At 50.2% G+C, this 17,120-nt stretch carries 15 protein-coding genes; 14 read left to right on the forward strand and 1 reads right to left on the reverse strand.

All coding sequences use genetic code 11. The features are described from left to right. Positions 1-178 precede the first annotated feature (178 nt). Genes AK95_RS31040 through AK95_RS31065 form a run of 6 tightly spaced genes read left to right on the forward strand, consistent with a single transcriptional unit; the run spans position 179 to position 4,418 of the window. The gene (locus AK95_RS31040) at positions 179-394 is read left to right on the forward strand and encodes a hypothetical protein (protein ID WP_162487678.1); all 216 of its coding nucleotides are present in this window, start codon (positions 179-181) and stop codon (positions 392-394) included. Positions 395-418: 24 nt separating this feature from the next. Beyond that, the gene (locus AK95_RS31045; RefSeq protein ID WP_071223771.1) at positions 419-1,099 is read left to right on the forward strand and encodes a hypothetical protein; all 681 of its coding nucleotides are present in this window, start codon (positions 419-421) and stop codon (positions 1,097-1,099) included. Beyond that, entirely contained in the window at positions 1,096-2,295 is a 1,200-nt protein-coding gene (locus AK95_RS31050; protein WP_071223773.1) for a glutathionylspermidine synthase family protein, read from the forward strand. Before AK95_RS31045 ends, AK95_RS31050 begins: the two co-directional genes overlap by 4 nt. Then, entirely contained in the window at positions 2,296-2,970 is a 675-nt protein-coding gene (locus AK95_RS31055; protein WP_071223775.1) for a hypothetical protein, read from the forward strand. Further along, complete coding sequence (locus AK95_RS31060) at positions 2,967-3,359, forward strand: DUF350 domain-containing protein (protein WP_071223777.1); 393 nt, start codon at positions 2,967-2,969, stop codon at positions 3,357-3,359. The genes AK95_RS31055 and AK95_RS31060 overlap by 4 nt, the downstream gene beginning before the upstream one ends. Before the next feature lie 36 nt (positions 3,360-3,395). Continuing rightward, the gene (locus tag AK95_RS31065; RefSeq protein WP_071223778.1) at positions 3,396-4,418 is read left to right on the forward strand and encodes a potassium channel family protein; all 1,023 of its coding nucleotides are present in this window, start codon (positions 3,396-3,398) and stop codon (positions 4,416-4,418) included. A 153-nt stretch (positions 4,419-4,571) separates the two neighbouring features. On the opposite strand, the gene AK95_RS31070 is transcribed toward AK95_RS31065, so the two are convergent. Next, positions 4,572-5,528: a GntR family transcriptional regulator gene (locus tag AK95_RS31070; protein WP_071223780.1), complete on the reverse strand. Its 957-nt coding sequence runs from the start codon at positions 5,526-5,528 to the stop codon at positions 4,572-4,574. Positions 5,529-5,685: 157 nt separating this feature from the next. On the opposite strand from AK95_RS31070, the gene AK95_RS31075 reads away from it, so the two are divergent. The 8 genes from AK95_RS31075 to AK95_RS31110 all read left to right on the forward strand — a co-directional run bounded on the left by AK95_RS31075 (position 5,686) and on the right by AK95_RS31110 (position 17,120). Then, positions 5,686-6,207 carry an HPP family protein gene (locus tag AK95_RS31075; protein ID WP_071223782.1) on the forward strand — a complete coding sequence of 174 codons (522 nt, stop codon included), beginning with the start codon at positions 5,686-5,688 and terminating at the stop codon, positions 6,205-6,207. Between the two features lie 770 nt (positions 6,208-6,977). After that, positions 6,978-9,236: a hypothetical protein gene (locus AK95_RS31080; RefSeq protein ID WP_071223783.1), complete on the forward strand. Its 2,259-nt coding sequence runs from the start codon at positions 6,978-6,980 to the stop codon at positions 9,234-9,236. An 18-nt stretch (positions 9,237-9,254) separates the two neighbouring features. After that, positions 9,255-10,448: a HEAT repeat domain-containing protein gene (locus tag AK95_RS31085; RefSeq protein WP_071223784.1), complete on the forward strand. Its 1,194-nt coding sequence runs from the start codon at positions 9,255-9,257 to the stop codon at positions 10,446-10,448. A gap of 43 nt (positions 10,449-10,491) precedes the next feature. Beyond that, positions 10,492-11,859 carry a glycosyltransferase family 2 protein gene (locus tag AK95_RS31090; protein WP_235613270.1) on the forward strand — a complete coding sequence of 456 codons (1,368 nt, stop codon included), beginning with the start codon at positions 10,492-10,494 and terminating at the stop codon, positions 11,857-11,859. Between the two features lie 61 nt (positions 11,860-11,920). Continuing rightward, positions 11,921-12,727 carry a response regulator transcription factor gene (locus AK95_RS31095; protein WP_071223785.1) on the forward strand — a complete coding sequence of 269 codons (807 nt, stop codon included), beginning with the start codon at positions 11,921-11,923 and terminating at the stop codon, positions 12,725-12,727. Between the two features lie 183 nt (positions 12,728-12,910). Further along, on the forward strand, positions 12,911-14,272 hold the full coding sequence (locus AK95_RS31100) for a nucleotide sugar dehydrogenase (protein ID WP_071223787.1): 1,362 nt from the start codon (positions 12,911-12,913) through the stop codon (positions 14,270-14,272). Positions 14,273-14,289: 17 nt separating this feature from the next. Beyond that, positions 14,290-15,198 (forward strand): hypothetical protein, encoded by a 909-nt coding sequence (locus AK95_RS31105; protein WP_235613271.1) that lies wholly within the window; start codon positions 14,290-14,292, stop codon positions 15,196-15,198. A gap of 470 nt (positions 15,199-15,668) precedes the next feature. Beyond that, the gene (locus AK95_RS31110) at positions 15,669-17,120 is read left to right on the forward strand and encodes a polysaccharide deacetylase family protein (RefSeq protein ID WP_083397783.1); all 1,452 of its coding nucleotides are present in this window, start codon (positions 15,669-15,671) and stop codon (positions 17,118-17,120) included.

Consider the following 17,120-nt stretch of genomic DNA (forward strand, 5'->3'; position numbering starts at 1 on the left):
CAATTTTTTAATGGTAATTCGCAGGTGTAAATAATCAGAAGCAGTGTTATTATATGGGTTGCGTCTTTTGGAAAAGATCGCTGGGCAAGCGTCGATATCCCATCGTAGATTTTTTGAAACGATTCGGAATATAACACGTATCAATACTCACTGCTTAGATGGAAGGGGTAGACACACAGTGGATAATGGGATGAACGTCATTTTGTTTGAAAAGAGGCCGGACGGTGAGCTGATTCAGATTGAAGAGCGGTCATGGACGATGAACATGGTTGCTGCACTGGAGCATGTGAATTATATCGTTGTTGGCGGCCGGGAATATGAAACGATTGAAGGCAGATTAAGTGTAGACACGGGTAAACTTGAGCTTCTGCTCGTTCCGATGCGGAACGATTAATCCTGTCCGAAAGGAGAAACCATCTTGAGTAATGAAAAAGACAAAAAAGATCAGCCTGCATCCAAATGGCTGACGCCGGAAGGCAAACCGATTCGGGTCTTGTCGAGCTCGCTGGGCATCGCCTTGCTGGCAAACGCATTTCTGGTATCCGGCGCAGCAGCGAAAGACCTCGCTTCGGAAGCGGTTACCTCATCCGAAGAGCCGCAACTGGTGTCCTGGTCAACAGAAGAAGTAAAGAAGTATTTTGACAAGAATGTCGATTGGAACATTCCGTTTCCTAGCGAGAAGGAATTCCAGGAAGAGCCGGTAGAAGGAGCCGCTGCAGGATCAGGTTCGGGCGGCGGAACAACGGTCGTCAATAACTACGGCGGGTACAATTCCGGCTTCGGCTGGGATGATTTGCTGCTCTATCACATGCTGTTCAACAATGGTTCGTATTATTCATCCAGCGGATGGTACAACAATCATCGCGGTTATTATGCGAATAACGGCAAGCCATATAAACCCCGCACTTATTCAAGCGGTACGTTCCAGAACAAACCGGTGGTGAACTCCAACGTCCGTCCTAAGACCTCAACGTCATCTTCGGGTACGATTACGCGTCGCTCCACGTCGTCGAAGTCCGGGGGCATTGGCGGCAATTCCAGCGGGTTCAGCTCGTCGGGTTCGAAATCCAGCTCCAGATCCGGCGGTTTTGGAGGATGAGTCACGACAGCGTATTCACCGTATCGGGACAGCCTGACCCCAATCGGGAGGGACGCGTAACGGAGCTCGCGGAGCTCGGTTTTACCTGGGCGGATTTGGAAGGGGAAGCCTACTGGATAGACCAGCTTGTCACCATACGCCAAGAGACCTATCGTGAGCTGGAAGAAGCGGCTGCATTATTATGGGCCATGCTGGACAAAACCGTCCGTTACATTCATCGCAATCATTATATATACAGTTTAATCGGCATTCCGCCCGTCCTGTGGCAGATGCTGGACGAATGTCCCCTGCCGGAGGAGGGATTGATCAGCCGGTATGCCAGGTTTGATTTTGCTATTGCCCATGACGGCAGCATCAAGCTGCTGGAGCTGAATGCGGACACGCCGACAGGCTATGTTGAGGCTTCCATTGCCACACCGTGGATGTGCGCTCAGGCCGGCATCTTCTCTCCCAACGAACGGATGCAAGAGCTGGTCGCACAAGCGTGGGGAGTTGAGCGTCCGGATACGGCCGCCTGCATTGCTTACGGCGAGCATAAAGAGGACTCCGGGACGATCGAAGCATTGGTCCGGCACAGCGGGCTGGATATCCGGCTGGTGGATTGTCTTGATCTGTGGGTGGACGAAGGCATGCTGAAGGACGGGGATGGCCGGGAGATTCACCGGATGTTTGCCCTATATCCGAAGGAATGGATGTCCGTCGATGATGGCGGAGATGCGCTTGCCTATGCCATCGAGACAGGACGGCTGCAGCTGTTCAACTCGCCGCACAGCATTCTGCTGCAATCCAAAGGACTGCTTGCCGCCATGTGGGGGATGTACGAGCTGGGCCTTTTGTTCGACGAGAAAGAGCGTGAAGCCATCGTCAATTATATGCTGCCGACATACAACAAACCGGTATTATCCGGCAACTTTGTATCAAAGTCGATGTTCGGCCGCGAGGGTGGTTCAGTTAAGCTGTACGACCAGGCCGGACAACTCGAGGTAGAGGATCAGGACGGGTATGATACAAGTGTCATGTTTCCGACGGTCTATCAGCGGAGGGCAGACCTGGCCCGCGTCGAGACGGCGGAAGGCGAATTTCATTTACTGACAGGATTGTTCGTCCTTAACGGAATCCCTTGCGGTTTGCTGGGACGGGCGGGCGGTTTGATTACGGGTAATTCCAGCCATTTTATCGCAATGGGAGTGAAATAAATGCAGTTGAAACAAAAAAGAAGGCAGCATGGCGGTGCTCCTAAGGGAAAGAGGAAACCTCCGGTTGTCCTGGCGGTAATGATCCTATCCCTCATGGTCCTGGCGCTGAGTGCATGCTCCGGCAATGGGTCGACGGTATTCCACACCGGATCGGAGGAAGTATCCTCAACCTCTGCTCGCGTGCCTTGGGACTACCGGATCATTGAAGGGACCGTTGGCGATTTGATTGGCGGCGATATGACCGTCCTGCCGGACAACGAGCTGCTGCCAAACGATAACAACTATGCTACCGGGGACAAAATTTGGACGCTTCAATTCATGGATGCGGAGCTTACCACGGATGCGAATCAGCGCAATGATATCCGATTATCGTCTTGGCAGACGATTAAGTCGTTTAAGGACAAAAAAACGGCGGAATCGGATTTAACCAACCTGAAAGTCACGGTTAAAACCGATGTAAAGCTGGTTGGGGTTTATAAAACAACGTATAAAAAAGACACCAGGCATTTTGCTGTCATCGAGCTGCCGACGGGCAATCGGATCAAGCAGCCGATCGATGAGAAGCGTTATGCCGCAATGGAGAAGAAGGACAGGGTTGATGTTGTATTGGAGGAAGTGCATGATTTCGCCGATTACGACTTGGCCTATGCAAAATTTCGGGGGTGGGCGGATTGACGGTCGTTATTAATATTGTTGTAAGTGTAATCTGCATTATCGTGCTTCAATTGCTGGGTATGTTGATTTTCAGCTGGATGACCCGGTTTAACGACATGGAAGAGCTGAAGAAGGGCAATGTCGCGGTTGGCCTTGCTTTTGGCGGCAAGTTTATGGCAACGGCCATTATTCTGGGCATATCCGCATATACGAATTCATCGATCTGGCACATGATGCTGTGGTTTGCCGTCGGGTATGTATGCTTGATTGCTGCCTATTGGGTATTCGAGCTGGCTACGCCGGGCATTCGAATTTCCGAGCATCTGCAAAAGGGGAACGTAGCGATCGGCATTCTGCTTGCGATGGTGTTTATCGGTACGGCCTTTGCAATCAGCAGCCTGATTATTTAGGTCTAATAGCACCATTTTCGGGAGAGGAGCAGGAACGTGCACTTTTTTCTAAGATTATCTTTGAAAATGATGCGTCTGCGTAAAACAACGATCAGCGTGATTGTAGTACTGTTTGTGGTGCTGTGCTCGACCCTGGCATTTCTGCTGGAGCCGGAAACGTTTCACCATTGGTTTAACGCCTTTTATTGGGTACTTACCACGATGGCAACCGTAGGGTATGGCGATTATTATGCAGCTACCGTTCCAGGCAAGATATTAACGATATTTATCTATATCTTTGGTATCGGGCTGCTCAGCTTGGTGATCGGCAAGGTGATTGAATCGTTTGGAAGCATGCAGCGGCAGAGAGGAGCGGGCAGGTTGAATTTTAAGGGTAGTGGTCATGTCATCATTATCAATTGGAGCAAAAAGGCACAATCCGCTATTGAAGAGATCCTGTTGTTTGCACCGGAATCAGATATTGTTCTCATTGATGAGCTCAACCGTCATCCGGTGGAGCATCTCGAACAGGTGCATTTTGTAAGCGGCGATCCAGCAGCGGATGACGTGCTGATGAGAGCCAACATCATGGAGGCCAAATCGGCCATTGTCTTTGCGGACGCCCGAATTGATGAATCGGCTCTCGTGGACGGCAAGTCGCTGTTGATCGTATCCAGCATTGAACGAATTGCGCCAAATGTACATACCACGGTTGAGATTGTGCAGGAGAAGCATGTTCAGAATTTCCGCTACAATCATGTGAACGAGTTTGTGCTCTCACATGATGCCGTGTCCCGATTGGCCGTACGCGCGGCGCTGCAGGAAGGAAACTCGGATGTGCTGATGCAGCTGCTTAGCCGCCAGCATGGCGATGATATTTACGAAGTGGCATTGGACCCTGCATGGAACACCTACGGCGATGCCTTTTTGGATCTGCTGCGGCAAGGAGCGACGCTTATCTCCGACCGCAACGACCTCAGCATTAATCGCAAGCTCGATGTGTCGATTCCGCGGGACGCCAGATTGTATGTGGTCTCGGACGAGGCGACCTATAAGCGGATTGCCGGCAAGCTTGCCTGAAATTGGGCCTTCGATCCGATGCCCGTGGAACGACACGGGCATCGGATTTAGTGATACCGGAATCCAGAAGTTTGAACATTCGGCACAGATAGAAATATCCAGCCCAACAACGCCCCCTGTTTATAACAGCGGGCGTTTTCGTGCGTTAAGAATTCAGACCAACTCTCTCAGAACGCTCTCGCTGCTCTTCTCCAGCGTCATGGGAAACAGCTTCACTTTGCCTGGGGATAAGGTTCGAACCTCTTCATATGCGGCGTCAGATGCATAGATCAGATCGGATTCCTCGATCCGCTGCAGTAGGTCCTCCCGATTATCCAGCCCAGCCAAGCTGGCATGAACCCCCTCAATACCGGCTTCTCTCATACGGCTGGCCATCCACTGTGCACCTGCCTTACCCAAGCAAACAAAGCTGATACCACTTCCTGGTGCAAGCCGGGCAATATCGAGCAGGACCGATGTTTCCACGCTGGCGCCAATGACCGTTACTTTTTTGTCATATTTGCTGCACAAAGCCTTCACTTCAGTATCGTGGTTTAAAGTCGTGACGATGAGGTTTGAGTACTCCAGCGCGTCGAATATGGCTTGTGTCCCCGTCAACAGGTCCTCGAGAAATACCGTTTTCACTTCCGCACCCGTTATTTGCTCAATCGCTTTCTGATAAAAGGGAAAATCATGTTCCTTACATTCGATGAACAAAATACGCTGTTTCGTGTTCAGGACAGGCTCCTGCAGCAGTGTATAGGCGAGGGATGCGGCAAAGAACTCGCTCGCCGGGATGTTAACGGAGCTTAGCTCCTCCGTCGTTCGCTCTACCAGCGCGTGCATGATCTTTCTGCGAGTTCTAAGCTCCTCTACCTGTGCGTTGTTCAATACCTGCGTTCCTTTGCCTTTATGCATCGAGACGATCCCCTCATCCTTCAACTGGTTGTAGACCAGATTTACGGTGTTGCGGTTCAGTCCCAGCAGATCCGCCAGCGCACCGGCCGGAGGGAGCATATCGAATGGTTCAATCTGTCCAATACCAATCAACCACTTTAACTGCTCTTTAACCTGAGTACTGACATTAAGGGGGGCGTGCGGGTCGACACGAAGCATCAGTTTTTGCGGCATAATGAAACATCCTTTCCTAGTCAACTAGTAATTTAACTGTACACAATCATTCGCGAATTATCAAGAAAGGTATTGACATGTAGGGTTGGGATTCATTATTTTATATATAACTAAATAACTAAATAACTAGTTAATTATTAATATAGGAGGGTAATCAATGAAGGACCAGGCAGCAGCATATGTACAGAAAATGAAAGGAGGGGCTAGAAGTCCGTTGACCGTTCGTCCCATGAATATCGCCATTGGCTTTATCGGCGGCGCTGTTTCCATCGGATTGTTGGCTCTTCTGACGACACTTGCAGGGAGTGTTTGGATCATGGCACCCTTTGGGGCGAGCTGCGTGCTTGCGTTTGCGGTGTGGGATGCGCCGCTATCACAGCCCAGGAACCTCGTAGGAGGTCATCTGATTTCCACATTCACGGGACTCGTTACGCTTGAGGTTCTGGGGGACGGAATCTGGGCTATGGCCATCGGCGTGGGAGCGGCAATCAGCTTGATGGGGATAACCAAAACGACCCATCCACCGGCTGGTGCGGATCCTTTGGTTGTGATTATGGCTGGCAGCGGATGGTCATTCCTGTTTACCCCTGTGCTTGCCGGGTCCGTCATGATCGTGGTTGTGGCTCTGCTTGTCAATAATGCGGTGAAGGAGCGAAGATATCCGACTTTTTGGTGGTGAAGGCAGTTTTTTCTTTGATGAATAAACGGTAATCATGGTAACATCTTCAATCTCATATCGCCAATAACAGACTCGGACCTACAATGGACCGGGTCTGATTTATGTTATTCTGCCGCAGATTTTATATTCCCCAAACTAATTTATATACCACGATGCGGGGAGATCCAAACCGAAATCATAAAAAATAGGCGATACTTACCACTTGATCCCGAGTGTCAATTCTATAGAATATTACACAATCCCGGTACAGGACTCTATTCTCATTTTGTATAAAAGGTAAATATTGCCAAACCTTTACAGAATGCGGTTCTCAGCCGTTTTTTTATACGACTTTGGTATCAAATTTGTAATAACTATGGATAATGATGTAAAAATGACCGGAACTTTAGCAATTTTTTTGCGTTTAACCTTATGATTCACGAAAATTTTCTGAAAATCTTCGTCATATCGCTGCTTTCCTCAGATGGAATGAAGTCGTGCAGTTCCAGCCTTATTCGGACAGCGATGCTGTCCACTGCACACAACTAACATGAGGCTGTTAAGTTGTCAAATTACGGGGCTGAAGAGGTAGCGGTAAGTTTTACCGGGGGAAAAATGTGGAAGAGGTTTGTTTTACTTCTTTTTGACTACTATCGATATCGGAAAAGTTGGTAAAGAAGGAATATGGTATCGGGAACGCATCGGCTATAGAATGACGAGTATGGCTCAGTCGTCACGTGTCGGTGCAGCAACAAACATGTCATAGAAAGGGCAGGTGAGCAACGAAGACGATGAGCAGGCGAAAATGGTGGGTGATCGCAGCACTTTTCACTATAGTGCTTCTCTGCGGTGCCGCTGTAATTCTAGGATATCTACGGCCGTCATTAAAGACGTATGCGGATGCGGACGGCGTGAAAATGAAATTCAAAACAGAGGGAACCTCCTTTCTCGTATATGAGGATGACGAAGTTTGGAAAGAGGTTTTTGCCAAAGGCGTGAATCTGGGGGCAACCGTACCCGGACATTATCCCGGTGAGCTTCCGGCAACGGAGGAGGATTACCTTCGCTGGTTTAAACAGATTGATGACATGGGAGCGAACGTAATCAGGGTCTACACCGTGCATAATCCGGTCTTCTATTCTGCACTTGTGAAATATAACCGGGATAAAGGTGATGACCCCTTGTACTTCATGCAGGGCATATGGTCACCGGAGGAGCAGCTGATCGAGCGCAAGGATGCGTATGACGAAGAAATCGTCCAGACGTTCAAAGCGGAGATATCGAAGGCTGTTGCTGCTGTCTACGGCGATATCAATGTTGAGGCTAAGCATGGACAGTCGAGTGGCAAGTATAAGGTCAATGCAGGCAAGTACCTTATGGCCTGGCACGTGGGAACTGAGTGGGACCCAACCATGGTCGATAACACTAACACGGTACATAAGGATGTCCCTCGGTATGAGGGGTCCTATTTCTCGGGGACGAAGGACGCAAGTCCTTTTGAGAATTGGCTGGCATCTTTATTGGACCATACGGCTGCCGAGGAGCAGAAGTACGGATGGCAGCATCCGATGACATTTACCAATTGGGTTACAACGGACGTGCTTGAGCATCCGGGTGAACCGCTGTTTGAAGAGGACTTGGTATCTGTCGATGCAAGGCATGTAGAACCGGTGAACTGGGATGCAGGTTATTTTGCCGCATACCATGTGTACCCGTACTACCCGGATTTTTTCCGGACGGACAAAACGCTGCAGACCATTCCTGATGGTAATGGGGGTTACAACACGTACAAAGCCTACCTGCGAAAATTGAAGGCAGCTTTCGAAGATATGCCGATTATGGTCACCGAGTACGGCGTACCTTCATCCATCGGTGTTTCGCACCATGGTCCCGGCGGTAAGGATCAAGGGGGGCATGATGAAGCTGAGCAAGGCTTAGTTAACGTCTCGCTGACCCAGGATATTTACGACGAAGGTTATTCCGGGGCGATCCTGTTCATGTGGCAGGACGAATGGTTCAAGAAGACATGGAATACGATGCCTTTAGAAATACCGGCAGACCGCCGGGCATTCTGGTTGAATGTGCTGACGAATGAGAAGATGTTCGGCGTTCTCGCGATGCAGCCGGGCAAGGTAGAGCAGATCACGATCGACGGGGATCTCAGCGATTGGGATAAAGTTCCCGAAGGGGAAGTCAAGACCTGGTCCGGAACAGCACCGGGCGTCAAGAACATGAAGCTGACTCATGATGAAGCCTACCTGTATATCGGCATGGAACTGGAGGAGGCGTTTGATCCCGAACGTTCCAAACTTTTCATCGGAGCAGATACGATCCCTGGCGGCGACATCCCCAAGAAAGAATTGGCGGGACGAACGCTTACAGGTGGAGCTTTGGAAACTTTGATCCAGTTAGGTCAAGAGGATGAGTCCCAGGTCACCATTGCGCCATCCTACGATTTCCACAGCCGGTTGTACGGCAAAGAGGGGTATTGGATGCTGCCAGGAGAGGAAGCGAAGGGGACCAAGGACGATCCTGTGGTGTCCGGAGGTTCGTTTCATGCCTGGAAGCTGGCCATCAGCCTGCTGATGAATCCGCCGGATACCCGCTTCTCCCATCCGTTTGTGGATGAAAGAGTAGGGATGCTGAAACGGGGGACCAGCGATCCGCAATCTCCGGATTTTAATTCTCTAACGGCCTGGCAGTATCAAGACAGGTTCGTGGAGATGAGAATTCCATGGATGCTGCTTGGGTTCGGGGATCCGAGTTCGCTGCAGGTGCTGGATTACAGCCCGCTTCAAGATAAGCGTACATTCAGCACGATAACAGCGGAAGGGATCCGGCTGGCTCCGTGGATCGCGCAGCGATCTGAGAATAACGGGCAGTCAGCATCAGGATCGGCAGAGTCCATCAACCTGGAGGAGATTGAACCTTATACTTGGGAACTATGGGAAGCAACCAAGTACAGTGAACGATTAAAACAAAGCTATTATGATATGCAGGACATATTCACCCGTCTGTCTGAAACGGAGCGGAAACCAGATGCTAAATAAAAGGAGGAGCCATCGGATATGTTTTCAAATTTAGAAATGGCATACGTCTTTGTCTATGTATGTCTCGGCCTTATTGCAGCCGGCATTATCCTGTTGTTCCAAATGAAGATCAAGCACAATGCTGTACAAAGAGAAACGGAACGCTTAACAGTAAAACATCATGACTATTTTGTGTATGTCCAGAGTCATCTGCATGACGATACGAAGCTGGTGCTCCCGCCCGGCAAATTGACTTCGGCTGAGCGCCGGGTCATTCAAGCCAAGTTTATCGAGTGGATCGAGCAATTCAAAGGGGACGCCAGAGACAAGCTACTGCGCTTATGCCGGGAAGCCGGATTTGTGGAAGAGGAGGTTCGGGCATTATCCAGCCTGCGGAAAGACCGTCGTATCGAGGCGGTCTACCGCCTTGGAGGGATGCGTGCGGAAGAGGCTGTGCCGCAGCTTCAGCAGCTGATGAACCGCACCAAATACGGCCCGATGACCATCATCATTGCGCGGGCGATTGCCAAAAGCGCAGTTCAGTCACAGCAGATTCGAGAGATGCTGTCCAAACTGCTGTCCTACGATAAAGCCATTCATCATATGGCTGCCGATATTTTGCTTGAAACCCGGCTGGATTCGGCCAGCCTCATGCGCAAGCTCTTGGATGATCCCGATCCTGGACTGGTCAAGGTATCGCTTGTAGCCATGTGGGGGCAGGCCATTCCGGCTGTCGTGCCGGCACTCGATCGACTGGTCGGATCCGAGGAGAAGGACGTACGTGCGGAGGCGGTCAAGCTGTATCTTGGCTCCTATCCGGCACTGAAGGATGATACCATTGCGGAGCTTATGAATGATCATGAGTGGGAAGTACGTGCCGCAGCGGCCAAAGCGCTGGGACGACTGCACGCCGCAGGCAGCATTCCGATTCTGGCTTCCGCCTTGAAGGACGAGAATTGGCATGTGCGCAACAACAGCGCGGAGAGTCTTGCGATGTTGGGAGAACAAGGTTTCGAGACCTTGTGCCAAGCCGCCCTGACAGGAGAAGGTCCAGCCAGGGAAACGGCCTTGTACCGGATCGAACGGATCATGTCCAACGAAGGCGAATACGAGCAAGTCGAACAAATGGTGGCATTTAACAAAAGAAAACTGGTGTACGATCGTTATTTCGGTATTCAAACGAACAAACGGATCAGCACGGTTGCAGGAGTAGGAGGAGATTACACTGCTTAGAGATATCCTGCTCACTTACGGGATGGTGGCGATTTATTACGTCATGATCGTTAGCGCGCTTTATTTTGTAATTCTGATGTTTTCTTTCAGAAATATTAAGGATATTTTCAGACGCGCCACGTATTCCAAATACAATACGCTCTCGGGTTCAGAACTGGTTCCATCGGTATCTTTGCTGGTTCCGGCCTACAACGAAGAGCTCACTATCGCGGAGAATGTCCGCTGTCTGATGACGCTGAACTATCCAACCTATGAGGTCATTGTCATCAATGACGGATCCTCCGACGAAACGCTGAAGGTGCTGATTGAGGAGTATGGTTTGACGCTGCTTCCCAATCCGGAGATTCGCGGCAACATCAGCACGAACAAGGTTCGCGGCATTTATTATAATCCGCAATACCCTCAGCTATATCTCATTGACAAAGAGAATGGCGGTAAGGCGGATTCGTTGAACGCGGGCATTAACCTGTCCCGTTATCCGCTGATTTCTTCCATCGATGCGGATTCGTTGCTGGAGAAGGATGCACTGATCCGGATGGCCCGCATGTACATGGAGAATCCGGAGGAAACGGTGGCTATCGGCGGAGATGTTCGGATCGCCAATGGTTGCGTGATTGAGAACGGAGAGGTTAAGGACGTATCCTTGCCGCGCCGGATATGGCCGATGTTTCAATCGATCGAGTATTTAAAAGCTTTCCTGGGAGGACGAATCGGGTGGAGCCATTTTAATGGACTCATCATCGTCTCGGGAGCCTTCGGCTTGTTCCGGAAAGATTATGTCATCGCGGTGGGCGGCTATCGGGGTGGCTACCCCGGCGAAGATATGAACATCATTATCAAACTGCACCGCTATATGCTGGAAAATAAAATCAAGTACCGCGTTTCCTTTTGTCCGGAAGCGGTGTGCTGGACGCAGGCGCCGGACAGCTACAACATTCTGTCCAATCAGCGCAAGCGCTGGGGACGGGGAAACTTGAAGAACATGATCGAGAACCGCGATATGGTGTTCAATCCGAAATATAAAGTCATGGGCATGTTGACGATGCCCTACAACGTTATTTTTGAAGCGTTAAACCCTTACTTCAGAATTACGGGCCTTCTGGCTCTGCTTGGATATGTATTGCTGGATATGACAAATTGGCATGTGCTGGTCGTGTTTGGACTCGTCAATTTTTTAAGTGGGTACCTGCTCAGCGTGGGAGCTCTCATCCTGGAGGAGATGGCCTTCCGCCGGTATACCAAATTGTCCGATCTGGTGAAGATGCTCCTCTTCTCGGCACTCAAATTTGTGGGATACCACCAGTTAGGCGTGCTGTGGAGAGTACAGGGGCATATTCAATATCTGCAAAACAACAATTCATGGGGGACCATGACCCGGCAGAGCTGGAAAGATAAGAACGAGGCTGCCTGACTTCAAGGCCCGGTTCATATGTAACAGCATCAAAATATAAAGAGAGGTGGGACCTACAGTTATGTCTCAATCCGCAACATTGCAACGCGTGCAGGCCGTAGATTTTTACGGCCGCCTGGAGGAGGAAGTGAGAAACCATAGCCATGGAACAGCATTGCTGTTTCTGTACTGTGCAGGCAATCTGTCCGAGACGGAGGCTGGGCTGGCAGAGGTTCAAAGTTTTGTGGATCAGCTGTCCGGCGTGAACGGTGAGGTACTGCAAGACACCCAAACCGGTGTAATGGCCGTTACCTTGCCTGGATATTCGCTGGATGCCGCCCATTATCAGGCATTGCTCCTGAAGCAGCATCTGCAAGGCCGTTTGGAGCAAGCAGATCCGCGTATTACGCTTGCCGCGCTTACGGAAGTGCCATCAGCGCTGACGTTGAAGCAGATGGCGGAAGCGACCAAGCTCAGCACCTCTTCGGATATTCATATATTTACGCAGGAGGAAGCAGACAGCGGTCAAAACCGCATTCTCATCGTGGATCAAGATGCCACGGTGAGGGAGTTTTTACAGATCCGCTTAGCCATGCAAGGTTATGAAACGCTTGAGGCCGTTGACGGTTTGGAGGCGCTGGATCTCATCCCGAAATGGGAGCCGGATCTTGTGCTGACCGAGCTCAACCTGCATGGCATCGACGGCCTGCCTTTCATCCATCATATCCAGCAGCTGGATATGAAGGAGCCGCCGAAAATTGTAGTACTAACGGAGAAACGAGTGGAGCAAACGATCAGCCAATGCTTCCAAAACGGGGTGGATGATTATGTAACCAAACCGTTCTCGCCGGTGGAACTGGATGCCCGCATCCGCCGCTGCCTTCATTAAACACATCGTTACTAACGCTTCTAGTTTGATGAGAATTAATGAATGTTGAATGATACGTGATTAGTTGAGCTGAGAGGTTCTTTAATCGCAAGGAGAGAGTTCAACAAAACGAGGTCTGTCTTTTGGCGAATAGGCAAAAGAAATAGACGAATAGACTAAACATCCGATGGAGGTTGAATACTTGTGAATGAGGAATATGAAACTTTATTGAGTGCCATTGAGAATAAGAAAGCCGTTCTGGGTGTTGTGGGACTGGGCTATGTAGGATTGCCGCTGGCTGTGGAAATGGTAAGACAGGGATTCACGGTCATCGGTATCGATCTGGATTCTGACAAAATTGACCGCATTTACCGCGGCGAGTCCTATATTAGTGACATCTCGTCCGAAGAGCTTGCGGCATGCATGGAGACCGGACGCTTTAAGCCGACAACGGATTACAGCATGATTGCTGTGATCGACGCCGTCAGCATCTGCGTGCCGACGCCGCTCAGCGAGAATCAGGACCCGGATACATCCTACATTACAATGGTAGTCGATCAGCTCAAACGCTTTATGAAGCCTAACCTGTTAATTACACTGGAGAGCACGACTTATCCGGGAACCACGGAGGAGCTGATTCAGCAGCCGATTGAGAAGCTCGGTTATAAGGTCGGCCAAAACTTCTATCTGTGCTTCTCGCCGGAACGGGTCGATCCATCCAACAGCCGGTTCAATACCCGAAATACGCCGAAGGTCATCGGAGGAACGACGGATGCCTGCCTAAAGCTGGGTGAAGCGTTATACAAGCAGTATGTGGAGACGGTGGTGCCCGTCAGCAACCCGAAAGTTGCGGAAATGTCCAAACTGCTGGAAAATACGTTCCGCAGCGTGAATATTGCCTTTGTCAACGAGATGGCCATGATGTGTGACCGCATGGGCATTGATGTATGGGAAGTGATCAATGCAGCGGCAACCAAGCCGTTCGGATTTATGCCATTCTATCCGGGACCGGGCATCGGCGGCCATTGCATCCCGCTGGATCCCATGTATCTGTCCTGGAAGGCCAAGGGCTTCCGCTTCTACAGCAAATTTATTGAGCTGGCACAGTCCACCAACGATAATATGCCTTACTATGTGATCAACAAGACGGCTACGATTCTGAACGAATATGCCAAATCGATCAAACGCTCCAATATCCTGCTGTTAGGCATGGCTTACAAACCGGACATCAGCGATTTGCGTGAATCCCCGGGCCTTGAAGTATATGAACAGTTCAAGGAAAATGGCGCCTATGTGGATTATTACGATCCGTATGCCCACAGCTTCGTGGATATGCAAGGCGGAACGGTACGCAGCGTGGAGTATGATCTGGCGAAATTCAGCCGTTACGACTGCATCGTCCTCATTACAAACCACAGCAATCTGGATTATCATTCGATCGCTTCGACCGGCGTGCCAATCTTAGATACACGAAATGCATTTAAAGCGTTCGCCGAGCCTCATATCTACAAGATCGGCCATTCCGTTCAGCATGTAGCTGAGCCGGGTGAGGCTGTCTTGATCTGATGAAATGGACGAGAAGAATGAGGCCTATACATGCAAAAGCGAAGTGGATCATTCTGGTTGCCGGCATCTGTCTTTTGCTGCTGATCCTTTTTCTTCTCCCGTCAGGCAAGGTGAATCAGAACAAGGCTACATGGCTGTGGGATGCAAGTCTGATCCGGAGTGAAACGGAGGAGATTGTAGCCTTTAGCGGCAGGGAAGGCATTACAACGATCTTTTTGCAGATTCAACAAGAGGTGACGGACGAAGAATACCGCCATTTTGTAGCTGCGGCTCATCAGCAGGGGATCAGCGTCCATGCCTTGAACGGTCAGCCGGATTGGGCTTATGAGGAAGGCCGGCGACAAGGGATGGAGCTGCTGGCCTGGCTGGAAGCGTACAATCGGACGGCTGCGCCGGAGGAGAAATTCGAGGGCGTGCAGTTCGATGTTGAGCCCTATGTGCTCCGAAGATGGGGTCGTGAACAGGCACAGGTGGTGGAAGAATGGAGCGCGAACATGGAGGTTTGGGTGCAGGAGGCAAAGCGTCAGGGGCTAACGTTCAGCGCCGCCGTTCCTTTCTGGCTTGACTCGATACCTGGCCCCCGCAGCGCGGATGCCGATTCGTTCAGCCGCTGGATGATTGAGAATACGGACGCGATTGCCGTTATGGCGTACCGGGACAGCGGGGAGCAGATGTATGAATTGTCCAAGGAAGAGCTGGAGCAGGCCGACGAACTCGGCAAGTCTGTCTGGATCGGCATGGAGCTTGGGGATACGGAGGAAGGCGAGCATTTGACCTTTTATTCTAAGAGCGAGCAGGAGATGGAGGACGAAGCTCTGCGTGCCGCCAAACTTGGCAGCGACCATAACTCCTTTGCGGGACTGGCCGTCCATCACTACCAGGCTTGGGTTCACAAACGAACCGCGATGGCTGGGGAAGAGCCTTGATTTGAATGAGGTTCAATAGCGATTTTCAGGTTAAATGGTAACAACATGAGCAGCATGTACAACATGAATCATTCACAATTCAACGTACCTTCGAGAGTCTTAAGAGACTTTCGGAGGTATTTTTTTTGTCTGACAGTGGGCCAGGTCCCGGTTAAATCGGAAATGTTTAGAAATTGTATAGAACTGAATTCTATAATGTGAATCATCGAGCGGCAGGGAGTAAAAGCATGTTTAGAAAAAAACATGGGCAACGGATTACATAAGCTGGACGACCGGGGTTCCTTATTGTAATTCAAAGTTATGAAAATGATGAAAATCCATGAATTTTTCCAAAATGTTATAGCAATTATGATAGGTTGGTGTTATATTCAATTGGTTTATTCAGGAAGGGCTTTGATAAAAACCCTGATTGAAATTTTAAAAGGAGTATCCAGATGAAAAGAGATTTTAGTAAAACCCGAATGTTATACATGCTAATAAGAATGACCGGACTGTTGTTAACCCTGGCGTTACTGGGTGGTTGTGGTCTTTTTGGTGGTAAGCAAGCTCCCAGCGATGAAGCGGGCGGTTCGACAGCGACAGTTCAAAAAGTGGAACGGTATACGGGAGAAAAGAGTAGGGAAATCCCGTTTGTTTACACAGCCAGGAAAGAATTGGCGCTCACCTTTAACGGCATGGGCGATAAAGCGACCATGATGGCCCTGATCGATGAGCTGGATGCCTATGGAATCAAGGCGACCTTCTTTCTTCCGGGGATCCGTGTGGCGGAGGAACCAGACATTGCGGATGCCATTTTGTCCAGAGGTCATGAAATTGAGAACAATACGCTCAATCAGCTCGATATGAATCAGCTTGATTACGATCAGATCTATAAGGAAATCAAACTCGCGAACGATATCATTGAGCGGGAAACGGGCGTCCAGCCCCGCTATGTGCGGACACGCTCGGGCGATTATCCGGATGAAGCGCCGCTGGCAGCTGCACATCTTGGAATGAAGGCCGTTGTAAGTTACAACATTAATCCCAAGGATCGCAATATGCAGAGCGCAGAAGAGATTGGAGAGTATGTGACCAGGTACATCTCCAGAGGCGGCATTATTTCCATGAATACCGATGTCAATCCGGAAGTGGTTTCTTCTATTAAATACATAGCTCAGGCCGTGGACGATATCGGATATCAATTGGTTACGCTGGATGAGCTGGTGCGCAATGGCGGCGTGCGAAAACCGCTCGAGTTAATTCCGGGATACGACGCTGCTAGAATGAACCCGGATTATGAACAGGCGAAATATGAACTGGTTTATAAAGTCAATACGAACAAAAAAGAGGTTGCCCTGACCTTTGATGATTTCGGAAGCGACAAAACGGTAACCCGCATCCTTGATATTTTGGAGGAGCATGATGTGAAGGCCACCTTCTTCCTGCGGGCCAAAGGAGTGGAAAGCAACCCGAATTTGGCGCGGGCGATGGTCGAAGGCGGACACGATGTGGCCAATCATTCCTACAGCCATCCCGTCGTTACATCGTTAACGCCGGAAGAGCTGCAGCAGGATGTCGTCAAGGCCCACCAGGTTATTACGGAGGCCATACAGCAGCAGCCTGTCATGCTGTTTCGCCCGCCGACCGGCGTGGTAGATGACGAACGGGCCAAAGCGCTGGCGGCTGCCGGTTACCCCGCCATTGCAATGTATGATGTGACTACGCTGGATTGGGATATTTCCAACAGTGCCGACGATATTGTGAACGGAGTTATGACCAAGACACAAAAGGGAAGCGTCATTCTGCTCCATATGCTGGATGACATTCATACCATTGAGGCCCTGCCCAGAGTACTCGAAGGGTTGAAGAATAAAGGATATACGTTTGTAAAAATGGCGGACATGATGCAGCTGCAGGACAAAGCCGCAATGGAGATGGAATAA

This window comes from Paenibacillus sp. LC231 (assembly GCF_001860525.1).
In the GTDB taxonomy this organism is placed as follows: domain Bacteria; phylum Bacillota; class Bacilli; order Paenibacillales; family Paenibacillaceae; genus Paenibacillus_AQ.